The organism is Enterobacter cloacae complex sp. AR_0002 (assembly GCF_001922365.1).
Taxonomy (GTDB): domain Bacteria; phylum Pseudomonadota; class Gammaproteobacteria; order Enterobacterales; family Enterobacteriaceae; genus Enterobacter; species Enterobacter hormaechei_C.
The window spans coordinates 4,718,889-4,733,263 of the sequence record NZ_CP018814.1; the positions used below are offsets into that span (position 1 = coordinate 4,718,889).

A 14,375-nucleotide genomic window follows, 5' to 3' on the forward strand; every position below is an offset into this window, starting at 1 on the left:
TTTATTTGAGAACAATCTCGGCGATGGCGCAATTCTACTCTGCAAAACGACGCGTGACGACGCGTCAGATCATAACTGTTGAAGCCTCTGACCTCGATCCTTTTGGACAGGGGGTGGCGCGTCACAAGGGTAAAACACTGTTTATCACAGGTTTGCTGCCAGGAGAACGTGCAGATATTACGCTGACGGAAGACAAACGTCAGTATGCGCGCGGTCAGGTCAAGCGCCGTCTTAATGATAGCCCGGAGCGCGTGACGCCTCGCTGCCCCCATTTTGGCGTCTGCGGTGGCTGCCAGCAACAGCATGCCAGCACGGAATTACAGCAAAAAAGTAAAAGCAGCGCGCTGGCCCGCCTGGTCGGGCACGACGTGAATGACATCATTGCCGATCGGCCCTGGGGCTACCGTCGCCGCGCTCGCCTGAGCCTCAGCTACCAGCCCAAAACCGAGCGGCTGGAGATGGGGTTTCGCAAAGCCGGCTCCAGCGATATCGTCTCTGTCACGCAGTGCCCTGTTTTGGTGCCCCATCTTGAGGCATTGCTCCCGGACGTGCACCACTGTCTTGCATCGCTGGATGGCGTGCGTTCGCTCGGCCATGTCGAACTGGTGCTGGCCAACAGTGGCCCGCTGATGGTGCTGCGCCACACCGCGCCGCTGTCAAAGACGGATCGCGAAAAACTGGAACGCTTTTCGCATTCTCATGAGCTTGCGCTTTTCCTCGCGCCGCAAAGCGAGATACTTGAGCAGGTCAGCGGAGAAGCGCCCTGGTATGCGTCAGACGGGCTACGCTTAACGTTCAGCCCGCGGGATTTTATCCAGGTCAACGACGGCGTGAACCAGCAGATGGTGGCGAATGCGCTGGAATGGCTCGACGTACAGCCCACTGACCGGGTGCTCGATCTGTTCTGCGGCATGGGGAACTTTACCCTGCCGCTGGCCCGCAGAGCAGCAAGCGTGGTCGGAGTGGAAGGCGTTGAGGCGCTGGTGGCGAAAGGCCAGGAGAACGCCCAACAGAACGGTTTGCAAAATGTGACATTCTTTCATCAAAATCTTGAGGATGATGTCACTCAGCAACCGTGGGCTAAGCAGGGCTTTGATAAGATCCTGCTCGATCCGGCGCGCGCAGGTGCGCCAGGCGTGATGCAGCATATAATTAAACTCGCGCCTGAACGCGTGGTCTATGTTTCCTGTAACCCGGCGACGCTTGCCCGTGACAGCGAAGCATTATTGAGCGGGGGTTACCAGATTCGGCGTCTGGCAATGCTGGACATGTTCCCGCACACTGGTCATCTGGAATTGATGGTGTTGTTCGAGCACATCTAATGAGTTTGGCTTGTCGACTTCGACAGGCCCTTGTCCCTAAAGGAGAGGACGATGGTTGCGGTAAGAAGTGCACATTTAAATAAAGCTGGTGAGTTTGACCCTCAAAAATGGATCGCAAGTCTGGGGATTTCCAGCCAGCAGTCGTGTGAACGCTTAACCGAAACCTGGGCCTATTGTTTACGCACAACGCAGGGGCATCCGGACGCTGAACTGCTGTTGTGGCGCGGCGTGGAGATGGTTGAAATTCTCTCCATGCTGAACATGGACATCGAAACGCTACAGGCCGCACTGCTGTTCCCCCTGGCGGACGCCGACGTAGTGACGGAAGACGTCCTGCGTGAAAGCGTCGGCCAGTCCGTCGTGGCGCTCATCCACGGCGTGCGTGATATGGCAGCCATTCGTCAGCTTAAAGCCGCGCAAACTGACTCTGTCTCTTCCGAGCAGGTGGATAACGTTCGTCGTATGCTGCTGGCGATGGTAGATGATTTCCGCTGCGTGGTGATCAAGCTGGCCGAACGGGTTGCCCATCTGCGTGAAGTAAAGGATGCGCCGGAAGACGAGCGCGTCCTGGCCGCCAAAGAGTGTACGAATATCTATGCGCCGCTGGCGAACCGTCTGGGTATCGGGCAACTGAAGTGGGAGCTGGAAGATTACTGCTTCCGCTACCTGCATCCGGCGGAATACAAACGCATTGCAAAATTGCTGCACGAACGCCGCATTGACCGCGAGCACTATATCGAGGAATTTGTCAGCGGGCTGCGCCAGTCGATGAAAGAGGAGAATGTGCGCGCCGAGGTCTACGGGCGTCCAAAGCACATCTACAGCATCTGGCGCAAAATGCAGAAGAAACACCTCGCCTTTGACGAGCTGTTTGACGTGCGCGCGGTGCGTATCGTGGCGGAGCGTCTTCAGGACTGCTATGCCGCGCTGGGGATAGTGCATACTCACTTCCGCCATCTGCCGGATGAGTTCGATGACTACGTCGCGAACCCGAAACCAAACGGCTATCAGTCTATTCATACCGTGGTGCTCGGCCCTGGCGGCAAAACGGTGGAAATTCAGATCCGTACCAAACAGATGCACGAAGACGCCGAGCTGGGCGTGGCGGCGCACTGGAAATATAAAGAGGGTACCTCCGGCGGCGGTCGCTCCGGTCACGAGGACCGTATCGCCTGGCTGCGTAAGCTGATTGCGTGGCAGGAAGAGATGGCCGACTCCGGCGAAATGCTCGACGAAGTGCGCAGTCAGGTCTTCGACGATCGCGTCTACGTCTTTACCCCGAAAGGGGACGTGGTGGATTTGCCGGCAGGCTCCACGCCGCTCGATTTCGCCTACCACATCCACAGCGATGTGGGGCACCGTTGCATCGGGGCGAAGATCGGCGGACGTATCGTACCGTTTACCTACCAGCTCCAGATGGGCGATCAGATTGAAATCATCACCCAGAAGCAGCCAAACCCAAGCCGCGACTGGCTGAACCCGAACCTCGGTTACGTTACCACCAGCCGTGGGCGCTCAAAAATTCACGCCTGGTTCCGTAAGCAGGATCGTGACAAGAACATCCTTGCCGGTCGCCAGATCCTGGACGACGAGCTGGAACATATTGGCATTAGCCTGAAAGAAGCGGAGAAGTTCCTGCTGCCGCGCTACAACTTCAACGAGCTCGACGAACTGTTAGCGGCGATTGGCGGCGGTGATATCCGCCTGAACCAGATGGTGAACTTCCTGCAAGCGCAGTTCAACAAGCCAAGCGCGGCAGAGCAGGATGCGGCAGCCCTGAAACAGCTCCAGCAGAAAACCTATGCTCCGCAGCAGCGCAGCAAGGACAATGGCCGCGTGGTGGTTGAAGGGGTGGGTAACCTGATGCACCACATTGCCCGCTGCTGCCAGCCGATCCCGGGAGATGATATTGTCGGCTTTATCACCCAGGGGCGCGGGATCTCGATTCACCGCTCCGACTGCGACCAGCTTGCAGAGCTGCAATCGCATGCGCCGGAACGTATCGTGGAAGCCGTCTGGGGGGAGAGCTACTCGGCGGGTTACTCGCTGGTGGTGCGCGTCACTGCCAACGACCGCAGCGGCCTGCTGCGCGACATCACCACCATTCTCGCCAACGAGAAGGTCAACGTGCTGGGCGTTGCCAGCCGCAGCGATACCCGCGAGCAGCTTGCCACCATCGATATGACTATCGAAATCTATAACCTTCAGGTGCTGGGCCGCGTACTCGGCAAACTGAACCAGGTGCCGGATGTGATTGACGCGCGTCGTCTGCACGGCGGCTAAACATCCTCTTCTGTAGGCCGGGTAAGGCAACGCCGCCACCCGGCTCAGGCATTTAATGGAATCTGTTATGACTCAAATCGACCGCCTGCTCGGCATCATGAAACGCCTGCGCGACCCGGAAAACGGCTGCCCGTGGGATAAAGAGCAGACTTTCGCCACCATTGCGCCTTACACGCTGGAAGAGACCTACGAAGTGCTGGACGCCATTTCGCGAGAGGATTTCGACGATCTGCGCGGTGAGCTGGGCGACCTGCTGTTCCAGGTGGTGTTCTACGCGCAGATGGCGCAGGAAGAGGGGCGCTTTAACTTTGACGATATCTGCGCCGCTATCAGCGACAAGCTGGAGCGTCGTCATCCGCATATCTTTGGTGATGCCTCCGCAGGTAACAGTGTGGAAGTGCTGGCGCGCTGGGAGCAGATAAAAAGCGCTGAACGCGCTGAAAAATCCCAGCACTCGGCGCTGGACGACATTCCCCTGAACCTTCCCGCGCTGATGCGCGCGCACAAAATTCAAAAGCGCTGCTCGGCGGTAGGGTTTGACTGGACCTCTCTCGGCCCGGTGCTGGAAAAAGTACACGAAGAGATCGACGAAGTGATGCATGAAGCGCAGCAGGCCGTTGTGGATGAAGCAAAGCTGGAAGAGGAGATGGGCGATCTGCTGTTTGCAACCGTCAACCTTTCACGCCACCTCGGTGTAAAAGCGGAAACCGCCCTGCAAAAAGCGAACATTAAATTCGAACGACGCTTTCGCGAAGTTGAGCGGATTGTGGCCTCGCGCGGCCTGGAAATGAGCGGGATTGACCTCGACGCGATGGAAGAAGTCTGGCAGGAAGTAAAACGCCAGGAACATGATCTCTAACGAGATTTTGCGATCAAGCGCAATTTGTGTGATTTTTTAAATGACAAGCGCTTGATTTGCGTCAAAAACATTTACCCAAAAGGGGCTATTTTCTCACTCCTTATGTTTGTCATGGCCTGGAATGGAGACGGAGAATGAAAGTTTGTGGCGCTCGTCGTGTTCGGGTATACTACTTTCCCGTCCTGGTTATTCCATCGTTTCACCCTAACTTCTCAGGTTCAGCATGACAACGAACTATATTTTTGTGACCGGCGGGGTCGTATCCTCTCTGGGTAAAGGCATTGCCGCAGCCTCCCTCGCAGCCATTCTTGAAGCCCGTGGCCTCAATGTGACCATGATGAAACTGGATCCGTACATCAACGTCGATCCTGGCACCATGAGCCCAACCCAACACGGGGAAGTGTTCGTTACTGAAGACGGCGCTGAAACCGATCTGGATCTTGGCCACTACGAGCGTTTCATCCGTACCAAAATGACCCGTCGTAACAACTTTACGACTGGCCGTATCTACTCTGACGTTCTGCGTAAAGAGCGCCGTGGTGACTACCTGGGCGCGACCGTGCAGGTCATCCCACACATCACTAACGCCATTAAAGAGCGTGTCCTTGCCGGTGGCGAAGGGCATGACGTTGTGCTGGTTGAAATCGGCGGTACCGTGGGGGATATCGAATCCCTGCCATTCCTCGAAGCGATTCGTCAGCTGGCGGTAGATATTGGTCGTGAGCACGCGCTGTTCATGCACCTGACGCTGGTGCCTTACATGGCGGCAGCAGGTGAAGTGAAAACCAAACCGACTCAGCACTCTGTTAAAGAGCTGCTCTCCATCGGTATTCAGCCTGACATCCTGGTTTGCCGTTCCGATCGCGCGATTCCGGCGAACGAACGTGCGAAAATTGCATTGTTCTGTAACGTGCCTGAAAAAGCCGTTATTTCAATGAAAGATGTCGATTCCATTTATAAAATCCCGGGCCTGTTGAAATCACAGGGTCTGGACGATTATATTTGTAAACGATTCAGCTTGAACTGTCCGGAAGCTAACCTGTCTGAATGGGAGCAGGTAATTTACGAAGAAGCCAATCCGGGCGGCGAAGTGACTATCGGTATGGTCGGCAAGTACATCGAACTGCCAGATGCCTATAAGTCAGTTATCGAAGCGCTGAAACACGGTGGTCTGAAGAATCGCGTCTCTGTGAACATCAAGCTGATTGATTCGCAGGATGTGGAGACGCGCGGCGTCGAAATTCTCAAAGATCTGGATGCGATTCTCATCCCTGGCGGCTTCGGCTACCGTGGTGTTGAAGGCAAGATCGCCACTGCACGCTATGCGCGTGAAAACAATATTCCATACCTCGGTATCTGCCTGGGTATGCAGGTTGCGCTGATTGAATTTGCGCGCAACGTAGCGGGAATGGAAAACGCGAACTCTACGGAATTTGTGCCAGACTGTAAGTACCCTGTTGTGGCGCTGATTACGGAATGGCGCGACGAAGACGGTAACGTCGAAGTCCGTACCGAGAAGAGCGATCTGGGTGGCACCATGCGTCTTGGCGCACAGGCCTGCCAGCTGTCCGACGATAGCGTGGTACGCAAGCTGTACGGCGAGCCGGTCATCACCGAGCGCCATCGTCACCGCTATGAAGTCAACAACATGTTGTTGAAACAAATTGAAGCTGCGGGTCTGCGTGTTGCGGGCCGTTCCGGGGATGATCAGTTAGTCGAGATCATCGAAGTGCCTAACCATCCGTGGTTCGTGGCCTGCCAATTCCACCCGGAATTTACTTCAACGCCGCGTGACGGGCATCCGCTGTTTGCAGGCTTCGTGAAAGCCGCCAGCGAGTACCAGAAGCGTCAGGCGAAGTAAAAAAAGTTAGAACGGCAACGCGTACCTTTGGTACGCGTTGTTTGTCTGGAGTTTTAGTTTAACTTGTACTGAGGAAAATCTAATGTCCAAAATCGTTAAAGTCATCGGTCGTGAAATCATCGACTCCCGTGGTAACCCGACCGTTGAAGCTGAAGTTCATCTGGAAGGTGGTTTCGTCGGTATGGCAGCGGCTCCATCAGGTGCTTCTACAGGTTCCCGCGAAGCGCTGGAACTGCGTGATGGCGACAAATCCCGTTTCATGGGCAAAGGCGTACTGAAAGCGGTTGGCGCTGTTAACGGTCCTATTGCTCAGGCTATCGTTGGCAAAGATGCTAAAGATCAGGCTGGCATCGACAAGATCATGATCGATCTGGACGGTACTGAAAACAAATCTAACTTCGGTGCGAACGCAATCCTGGCGGTTTCCCTGGCGAACGCCAAAGCGGCAGCAGCAGCTAAGGGCATGCCACTGTTCGAGCACATCGCTGAACTGAACGGCACCCCAGGCAAATACTCTATGCCTGTACCAATGATGAACATCATCAACGGTGGTGAGCACGCAGACAACAACGTTGATATTCAGGAATTCATGATTCAGCCAGTTGGCGCGAAAACCCTGAAAGAAGCGGTACGTATGGGTTCTGAAGTGTTCCACAACCTGGCTAAAGTTCTGAAAGCTAAAGGTATGAACACGGCTGTTGGTGACGAAGGCGGCTACGCGCCAAACCTGGGTTCTAACGCAGAAGCACTGGCTGTTATCGCTGAAGCGGTTAAAGCAGCAGGCTACGAGCTGGGCAAAGACATCACCCTGGCGATGGACTGCGCAGCATCTGAATTCTACAAAGACGGTAAATACGTTCTGGCTGGCGAAGGCAACAAAGCGTTCACCTCTGAAGAGTTCACCCACTTCCTGGAAGACCTGACCAAACAGTACCCAATCGTGTCTATCGAAGACGGTCTGGACGAGTCTGACTGGGATGGTTTCGCATACCAGACCAAAGTACTGGGCGACAAAATCCAGCTGGTTGGTGACGATCTGTTCGTAACCAACACCAAGATCCTGAAAGAAGGCATCGAGAAAGGTATCGTTAACTCCATCCTGATCAAATTCAACCAGATCGGTTCTCTGACCGAAACGCTGGCTGCGATCAAAATGGCGAAAGACGCTGGCTACACCGCGGTTATCTCTCACCGTTCTGGCGAAACTGAAGACGCTACCATCGCTGACCTGGCTGTTGGTACCGCTGCTGGCCAGATCAAAACCGGTTCTATGAGCCGTTCTGACCGTGTTGCTAAATACAACCAGCTGATTCGTATCGAAGAAGCGCTGGGCGAAAAAGCACCTTACAACGGTCGTAAAGAGATCAAAGGCCAGGCATAAGCCTGAACCTTCGTTCTTACGAAAAAACCCGCTTCGGCGGGTTTTTTGTTTTCTATAGCAGAAGCGGCAACGTGGCGCTTGCCGTTTGCTGGCTAACGTCACCGTAATGGCTGTCTACTGCAATAAGGGAAGTGGTTAGCAGTTCAACCAGCAGCATCACGCCAACCTTGGCATTGAGCGCACCCGCGCTCAGCGGTCCCTCGGGTTTGGCTGCAACCAGCTGTAAATCGCTCAGGGAGGCCAGCGGGCTGCGGGGCGTATTGCTGAGCGCCAGTACCTTAACGCCCCGCTTGCGGGCTAGCTTCACGACGTGGAGTAAATCGCGGGTCGATCCCGAACTTGAGATAGCGACCACCAGCGTCTCGTCAGACAGCGTTGCCGCATTCATGGCCGCGCGATGCATATCGCTAAACAGCTGCGCGGGTTTGCCCAGCCGCAGGAGCTTGTAATGCAAATATTCCCCCAGAATCGCGCTGGCCGCCACTCCGTAAATTTGCACTGACTGCGCCTGATGCAGGGCCAGTGTCGCCTGTTCAAGCTGGGCCCGGTCGAGGAGTTTTGCGGTATCTTGCAGCGCCTGGACAGACTCATCCACCACGTTATCTATTGCATCTCCTGCCTGACGCTCCGGCAAACCCTGCTGAATATCCAGCGCAAGCGCCATTTTAAATTCGTTATATCCCTTACAGCCCAGCGTGCGGCAAAGGCGTGTGACGCTGGCCTCGCTGGTGCCGCTTTCACGCGCCAGCTCGGTGATCGTCAGGTAGAGCACCCTGGCAGGATCGTTGAGGACAAACTCCCCCAGTTTTTGTTGCGTTGGGCTGTACCCGGAAGCCTCCTGGCGTAGCTTCAGCAGCAGGTTTTCATGGTCCGACATGCTAGATCCTTAATGCGTTTCTCTGCCAACTAGTGTGGCGGAAAGCGGGGGAGAGATGCCAGTCATTTCGAAAAAGTATGATCGGTGTCCTGGTTTTTGGTGGTAATTTTCACAATTAAAAATATATGTGGTAAAAATTTTCATCAACAACCAGGGGGATAAAAAATGATGCAAATGTTCAGCGGAGCGTCTTCCGGCGGATGGTTTGAAAAAGCGCAGCGCTTTGGCAAATCCTTTATGTTACCCATCGCCATACTGCCCGCAGCAGGTCTGTTGCTGGGGATCGGCGGGGCGCTATCGAATCCGAATACGCTTACCGCGTATCCATTTTTAGACGTTGGCTGGCTACAGGCCATCTTTACCATCATGAGCAGCGCAGGCTCGATTGTGTTTGCAAACCTGTCGGTACTGTTTGCTGTTGGGGTCGCCGTTGGGCTGGCGAAAAATGATAAAGGCACGGCAGGGCTGGCGGCGTTGCTCGCTTATCTGGTGATGAATGCCACTATCAATGCCCTGCTGATCCTGACCGGAAAGCTGGCCCTTGAAAATCCGGGGGCCGCAGGGCAGGGCATGACGCTGGGCATTCAGACGCTGGAAACCGGCGTGTTTGGCGGCGTGGTTATTGGTCTGGTGACCTGCGCGCTGCATCATCGGTTTAATAAAATCGCGCTTCCGCAATTCCTGGGGTTTTTTGGCGGCTCACGCTTCGTTCCCATTATCAGCTCGCTGGCGGCGATACTCGTCGGCGCGCTGATGATCGTGGTCTGGCCGCATTTTCAGAAGCTGATCTTTGGCCTCGGCGGGCTGGTGGATGCCACCGGCTATCTGGGCACCCTGCTGTACGGTTTTATCCTGCGCATGCTTGGCCCGTTTGGTCTGCACCACATCTTTTATCTTCCGTTCTGGACCACCGCGCTTGGCGGCAGTGAAATCGTTAACGGTCACCTGGTTGAGGGCACGCAGCGGATCTTCTTCGCCCAGCTCGCCGACCCGAACACGCAGCATTTCTATGAGGGCACGTCGCGCTTCATGTCCGGGCGCTTTATTACCATGATGTTTGGCCTGCTGGGCGCCTGCCTTGCGATGTACCACACGGCCAGGCCGGAGAATAAGAAGCGCGTCGCCGGGCTGCTGCTTTCTGCGGCGTTAACTTCTTTCCTGACCGGCATTACTGAGCCTGTCGAGTTCTCATTCCTGTTTATTGCCCCTGTGCTGTACGTCATGCATGCGCTGTTTGACGGGCTGGCGTTCATGCTCGCGCACATTCTGCACATCACCATCGGACAAACTTTCTCCGGCGGGTTTATTGATTTCGTGCTGTTCGGCATTTTGCAGGGGGAAGCGAAAACTAACTGGATGTTCGTCCCGCTGGTGGGCGTACCGTGGTTCTTCCTTTACTACTGTACCTTCCGCTATCTGATCAAACGTTTTGATTTTGCCACGCCGGGCCGTGAAAAGGAGGCGTTGGTTGACGAGGCTACCCTGCCGCAAAGCGAGCGCGCCGCGGCGGTGATCGCCGGGCTGGGAGGAAAAGACAATCTGGATGACGTTGACTGCTGCGCCACGCGCCTTCGCGTCACGGTGAAAGACGGTAGCAAAGTCAATGAATCTGCACTGAAAGCGACCGGCGCGCGCGGCGTCATCGTGCGCGGTAACGGGGTTCAGGTCATCTATGGCCCGCACGTCACCATTATCAAAAACGAAGTGGAAGAGATCTTATCGTAATGAAAACTGTACTGGATAACCTGAAAGGAAAACTGGTCGTCTCCTGCCAGGCGCTGGAAAACGAACCGCTGCACAGCCCGTTTATTATGTCGCGAATGGCGCTGGCGGCGGCCCAGGGCGGTGCCGCTGCGATCCGCGCCAATAGCGTGGTGGATATCGTGGCTATCAAAGGGCTGGTCTCACTGCCGGTCATCGGCATCATCAAACGAGACTATCCGGACAGCGAGGTGTTCATCACCGCGACGCTCAAAGAAGTGGATGAGCTGATGGCGGTCGCCCCGGAGATCGTTGCGCTGGATGCGACCGCCCGGAAACGGCCCGGTGGCGTATCGCTGGACATGCTGATCGCGCAGATCCGCACCCGTTACCCGTCGCTGCTGCTGATGGGGGATATTGCCACCGTGCAGGAGGCCGTGACCGCGCAGGCGCTGGGATTTGATTGTGTCGGAACCACCCTTTACGGTTATACGGCGGAGACCGCGGGCCATTCGCTACCGGAAAATGACTGCGCGTTTTTGAAAGAGGTGCTGTCTGCCGTCACGATCCCCGTGATTGCCGAAGGTAACGTGAATACCCCCGATCGCGCGGCCAGGTGTCTGGCGCTGGGGGCGCACACGGTTGTCGTCGGCGGGGCGATCACCCGACCACAGCAAATTACGGAACGGTTTATGGCGGCAATTGGCGCGCAAAGCACCGATGGAGCATGATCATCTGACGGGGATCTGCGATACTTATCGTTTATCCCCTTAACAGAGTTGACTATGCAGTACCCGATTAACGAGATGTTCCAGACCCTTCAAGGCGAGGGTTACTTTACCGGCGTTCCCGCTATCTTTATTCGTTTACAGGGATGCCCGGTTGGCTGCGCCTGGTGTGATACCAAACATACGTGGGATAAGCTCGCAGATCGGGAAGTGTCGCTGTTCAGCATTCTGGCGAAAACCAAAGAGAGCGATAAATGGGGCGCGGGCAGCGCGGAAGATCTGCTTGCCATTATTGGTCGTCAGGGCTGGACGGCGCGGCACGTGGTGATCACCGGCGGGGAACCCTGCATTCATGATCTGATGCCGCTCACCGAACTGCTCGAAAAGAACGGCTATAGCTGTCAGATTGAAACCAGCGGTACCCATGAAGTGCGCTGCTCCCATTCAACGTGGGTAACGGTTTCACCGAAAGTGAATATGCGCGGCGGGTATGACGTACTATCGCAGGCGCTTGAGCGTGCTGATGAGATCAAACATCCGGTGGGGCGCGTGCGTGACATCGAAGCGCTGGATGAACTGCTGGCGACGCTGACGGACGAAAAGCAGCGCGTGATCGCGCTACAGCCTATCAGCCAGAAAGACGATGCGACCCGTCTGTGCATTGAAACCTGTATCGCCCGCAACTGGCGGCTGTCGATGCAGACGCACAAATATCTGAACATTGCCTGATACTTTTGTGGCCCCGCTTAACGCGGGGCTTTTGTTGTTGGCAGTAAAGCCCAGGTCACGACTGCCGACCCAAGGCAAATCGCACTGTTGAAAAGCAAGGCATACTGCGCGGCACTGGCCGTTCCCATCGGCAGCCATAGCGCGTACAGCGATGCGGTGACCGCGATACCCATTGCGCCGCCCAGGGAACTGCCCATCTTATAGATCCCTGAAGCCACCCCCACTTTGTTTTCAGGGGCATTCATTACCGCCGTGTCCGTTGAGGGCGTGGCGTAACATCCGAGCCCCAGCCCGAATAAAATATTGCTCAGAAAAACGGTAACAATGTAGACCTCTTTGCTTAAGAAGGTGCATGAAATCAGCGAAATACCTGTTGCGGTCAGCAGCGGGCCGGTCATCATCGGCAGCCTGGCGCCATAGCGCTGAAGCAGTTTTTCACCCACCCGGATCATCGCCAGTACGGTAACCAGATACCCCAGCGTCATCATGCCTGTCTGTAGTGGTGACAGATGATGGCCCTGCTGCAACCAGATGCTGGCGATCATCATGGTGCCAATGCAGCCGTTGAGCAGGAAATTTGAGAATACCGAGGCGCTATAGGCCCGGTTTTTAAACAGGGCGAAATCGATCAGCGCCGCATCGCCTTTTCGCCGCCCGGTAACGACAAAGCACATCAGTGCAATCACGGCTCCACACAGTACAAGAAGCGATAAACTGCTGCTCCAGCCCCAGCTGTGTCCTTTGCTGATAAACAGATTGAACAGCACCAGCATAAGGACAAAACTCACCAGGCCGCTGATATCCAGTTTGTGTCGACACGCATCAGGGCTGCGGCTTTCCGGGGTGGCGCGGATAAGCAATAGCGCGGCCAGAGCCACCACCATGGAGAAAATAAATATCCAGCGCCAGCCCAGCGTGGTAGCGATGGCGCCTCCCACAAACGAGCTCAGGCCACTGCCGCCCCAGGAGCCGATAACCCAAAAGCTGATGGCCCGCTGGCGTGCTTTACCGTCATACCAGGTCTTAATCAGCGCCAGCGTGGCGGGCATGATGCAGGCCGCTGATAGCCCCTGTATCGCTCTTCCCAACAGAAACAGGACGGGCTCCCATGAAGTGAACAGCAGACCACTCCCGATCATGCTCAGGATCAGGCCAATCATGGTCAGTCGCATGCGCCCAAACTTATCGGCAAACCCACCGCAGGCGACGACAAAACAGCCGCTGAACAACGCGCTAAGGCTGACGGCCAGCGTAAGGGTTTCGAGGGCAATATCGAGGCTATTCTGCATGGCCGGAACCACGTTGATAACCGACTGGGCAAACAGCCAGAATGTCAGAACGCTCATGACGATACCCGCCAGCAGCCGATCGTTACCGGCGTAGGCGGATGCGCCTGTCAGGGAAACGGTACTCATAGTGCAGCCCTCCCGGGAAGGTGCGAATCAGCGCAGATAGTGTTCGGTCAGTGCGGCCCACAGCGCCGCGCCGGTGAGGAGAATGTTGTCGTTAAAGTCGTAACCCGGGTTATGTACCATGCAGCGGTCCGGCTCATCGCCGGCGCCAAGGGTGAAATAGCATCCATTGGGATTTTTCTCGAGCATGAAAGCAAAGTCTTCGCTGCCCATAAACGCATTCACCTCCGCGACGGAATCCTGACCGAACAGATCGGTGGCGACGTTGCGCACCATCTCATTGGCTTGCGGATTGTTTTTCAGTACCGGGCTGCCGTTAATGTGTCGAATGGTGGCCGTCGCATTGAAACTTTCCGCCTGTGCAACGGCGATATCATGGATACGCTGTAGCACGGTTTGCCGCACGCGTTCATCCAGCGTGCGCACGGTAAGTTTCATCAATACTTTGTCGTTGATAATGTTGGGGGCGTGCCCGGCCTGAATGCTGCCTACGGTAACGACGGCTGGCTGGAAGGGGGTAATGTTGCGCGAAACAATCGACTGCAACGCGATAGTGATATGACAGGCAACCAGGGTGGCGTCAACGGTATGTTCTGGCACCGCGCCGTGACCACCCACGCCGTTAACCTCAATATGAAGAGTGTCGGAAGAGGCCATCATGGCGCCATCGCGCAGACCAATTTTTCCGAGGGGCTGTGACGGCATATTGTGCAGACCAAAGATGTGGTCGCAGGGGAACAGGTCAAACAAACCGTCCTCTACCATAACGCGTCCGCCATACAGAAGTTCTTCCGCGGGCTGAAAAATAAGGTGCAGCGTGCCGTTAAAATTGCGGGTGCGTGCCAGGTACTCCGCTGCATACAGGAGCGTTGTGGTGTGGCCGTCATGACCGCAGCCGTGAAATTTACCCTCAACGGTACTACTCCACGCCTTGCCGTTGTTTTCCTGCATTGGCAGCGCATCCATATCGGCGCGCAGGCCCAGGCGTTTATGCCCGTTACCCACCTTCAGTGTGCCGACCACACCGGTTTTCGCCAGCCCGCGATGAACCTCATATCCCCATTCCTGAAGCAGCGCTGCAACGCGATCGCTCGTATTGTGCTCCTCAAAACCAATTTCAGGATGCTGATGAAAATAGCGCCGTAATTCAGTGAACCGAGCTTCGTTGCCACGCAGAGCTTCGATAATTGGATGTGTCATTTTTGTTATCCTTTTTCTGCCA

The 14,375-nt window shown here is 55.7% G+C and carries 11 protein-coding genes; 8 read left to right on the forward strand and 3 right to left on the reverse strand.

The window, feature by feature from the left end:
* Positions 1-23 precede the first annotated feature (23 nt).
* The 5 genes from rlmD to eno all read left to right on the forward strand — a co-directional run bounded on the left by rlmD (position 24) and on the right by eno (position 7,706).
* Positions 24-1,322 (forward strand): 23S rRNA (uracil(1939)-C(5))-methyltransferase RlmD, encoded by a 1,299-nt coding sequence (rlmD, locus tag AM329_RS23455; RefSeq protein ID WP_032610053.1) that lies wholly within the window; start codon positions 24-26, stop codon positions 1,320-1,322.
* A gap of 51 nt (positions 1,323-1,373) precedes the next feature.
* Positions 1,374-3,605, forward strand: coding sequence for a GTP diphosphokinase (gene relA, locus AM329_RS23460; protein WP_003862722.1), 2,232 nt, complete (start codon positions 1,374-1,376; stop codon positions 3,603-3,605).
* Between the two features lie 67 nt (positions 3,606-3,672).
* Positions 3,673-4,464 carry a nucleoside triphosphate pyrophosphohydrolase gene (mazG, locus tag AM329_RS23465; RefSeq protein ID WP_032610052.1) on the forward strand — a complete coding sequence of 264 codons (792 nt, stop codon included), beginning with the start codon at positions 3,673-3,675 and terminating at the stop codon, positions 4,462-4,464.
* Positions 4,465-4,687: 223 nt separating this feature from the next.
* Complete coding sequence (gene pyrG / locus AM329_RS23470) at positions 4,688-6,325, forward strand: glutamine hydrolyzing CTP synthase (RefSeq protein ID WP_003862718.1); 1,638 nt, start codon at positions 4,688-4,690, stop codon at positions 6,323-6,325.
* Between the two features lie 82 nt (positions 6,326-6,407).
* Positions 6,408-7,706, forward strand: coding sequence for a phosphopyruvate hydratase (gene eno, locus AM329_RS23475; RefSeq protein ID WP_006811784.1), 1,299 nt, complete (start codon positions 6,408-6,410; stop codon positions 7,704-7,706).
* A gap of 52 nt (positions 7,707-7,758) precedes the next feature.
* Here eno and AM329_RS23480 read toward each other — a convergent pair whose 3' ends face one another.
* A complete protein-coding gene (locus tag AM329_RS23480; RefSeq protein WP_032610051.1) occupies positions 7,759-8,583 on the reverse strand; it encodes a MurR/RpiR family transcriptional regulator in 825 nt (274 codons plus the stop codon).
* 165 nt (positions 8,584-8,748) lie between these two features.
* Here AM329_RS23480 and AM329_RS23485 point away from each other — a divergent pair, with 165 nt between their 5' ends.
* The 3 genes from AM329_RS23485 to queE are packed head-to-tail and all read left to right on the forward strand — an operon-like array spanning position 8,749 to position 11,741.
* On the forward strand, positions 8,749-10,308 hold the full coding sequence (locus tag AM329_RS23485; protein WP_032610050.1) for a PTS transporter subunit EIIC: 1,560 nt from the start codon (positions 8,749-8,751) through the stop codon (positions 10,306-10,308).
* Positions 10,308-11,015 carry an N-acetylmannosamine-6-phosphate 2-epimerase gene (locus AM329_RS23490; RefSeq protein ID WP_032610049.1) on the forward strand — a complete coding sequence of 236 codons (708 nt, stop codon included), beginning with the start codon at positions 10,308-10,310 and terminating at the stop codon, positions 11,013-11,015. The genes AM329_RS23485 and AM329_RS23490 overlap by 1 nt, the downstream gene beginning before the upstream one ends.
* 54 nt (positions 11,016-11,069) lie before the next feature.
* A complete protein-coding gene (gene queE / locus AM329_RS23495) occupies positions 11,070-11,741 on the forward strand; it encodes a 7-carboxy-7-deazaguanine synthase QueE (RefSeq protein ID WP_006811780.1) in 672 nt (223 codons plus the stop codon).
* A gap of 17 nt (positions 11,742-11,758) precedes the next feature.
* Here the strand turns inward: queE and AM329_RS23500 are convergent, their stop codons facing one another.
* Both AM329_RS23500 and AM329_RS23505 read right to left on the reverse strand, forming a co-directional pair.
* On the reverse strand, positions 11,759-13,156 hold the full coding sequence (locus AM329_RS23500) for an MFS transporter (protein ID WP_032610048.1): 1,398 nt from the start codon (positions 13,154-13,156) through the stop codon (positions 11,759-11,761).
* 27 nt (positions 13,157-13,183) lie between these two features.
* On the reverse strand, positions 13,184-14,353 hold the full coding sequence (locus tag AM329_RS23505; RefSeq protein ID WP_023314746.1) for a M20 aminoacylase family protein: 1,170 nt from the start codon (positions 14,351-14,353) through the stop codon (positions 13,184-13,186).
* Positions 14,354-14,375 lie beyond the last annotated feature (22 nt).

Coding starts and splice junctions, on each gene's coding strand:
- rlmD (WP_032610053.1), top strand. CDS start 24: ATGGCGCAATTCTACTCTGCAAAACGACGCGTGACGACGCGTCAGATC.
- relA (WP_003862722.1), top strand. CDS start 1,374: ATGGTTGCGGTAAGAAGTGCACATTTAAATAAAGCTGGTGAGTTTGAC.
- mazG (WP_032610052.1), top strand. CDS start 3,673: ATGACTCAAATCGACCGCCTGCTCGGCATCATGAAACGCCTGCGCGAC.
- pyrG (WP_003862718.1), top strand. CDS start 4,688: ATGACAACGAACTATATTTTTGTGACCGGCGGGGTCGTATCCTCTCTG.
- eno (WP_006811784.1), top strand. CDS start 6,408: ATGTCCAAAATCGTTAAAGTCATCGGTCGTGAAATCATCGACTCCCGT.
- AM329_RS23480 (WP_032610051.1), bottom strand. CDS start 8,583: ATGTCGGACCATGAAAACCTGCTGCTGAAGCTACGCCAGGAGGCTTCC.
- AM329_RS23485 (WP_032610050.1), top strand. CDS start 8,749: ATGATGCAAATGTTCAGCGGAGCGTCTTCCGGCGGATGGTTTGAAAAA.
- AM329_RS23490 (WP_032610049.1), top strand. CDS start 10,308: ATGAAAACTGTACTGGATAACCTGAAAGGAAAACTGGTCGTCTCCTGC.
- queE (WP_006811780.1), top strand. CDS start 11,070: ATGCAGTACCCGATTAACGAGATGTTCCAGACCCTTCAAGGCGAGGGT.
- AM329_RS23500 (WP_032610048.1), bottom strand. CDS start 13,156: ATGAGTACCGTTTCCCTGACAGGCGCATCCGCCTACGCCGGTAACGAT.
- AM329_RS23505 (WP_023314746.1), bottom strand. CDS start 14,353: ATGACACATCCAATTATCGAAGCTCTGCGTGGCAACGAAGCTCGGTTC.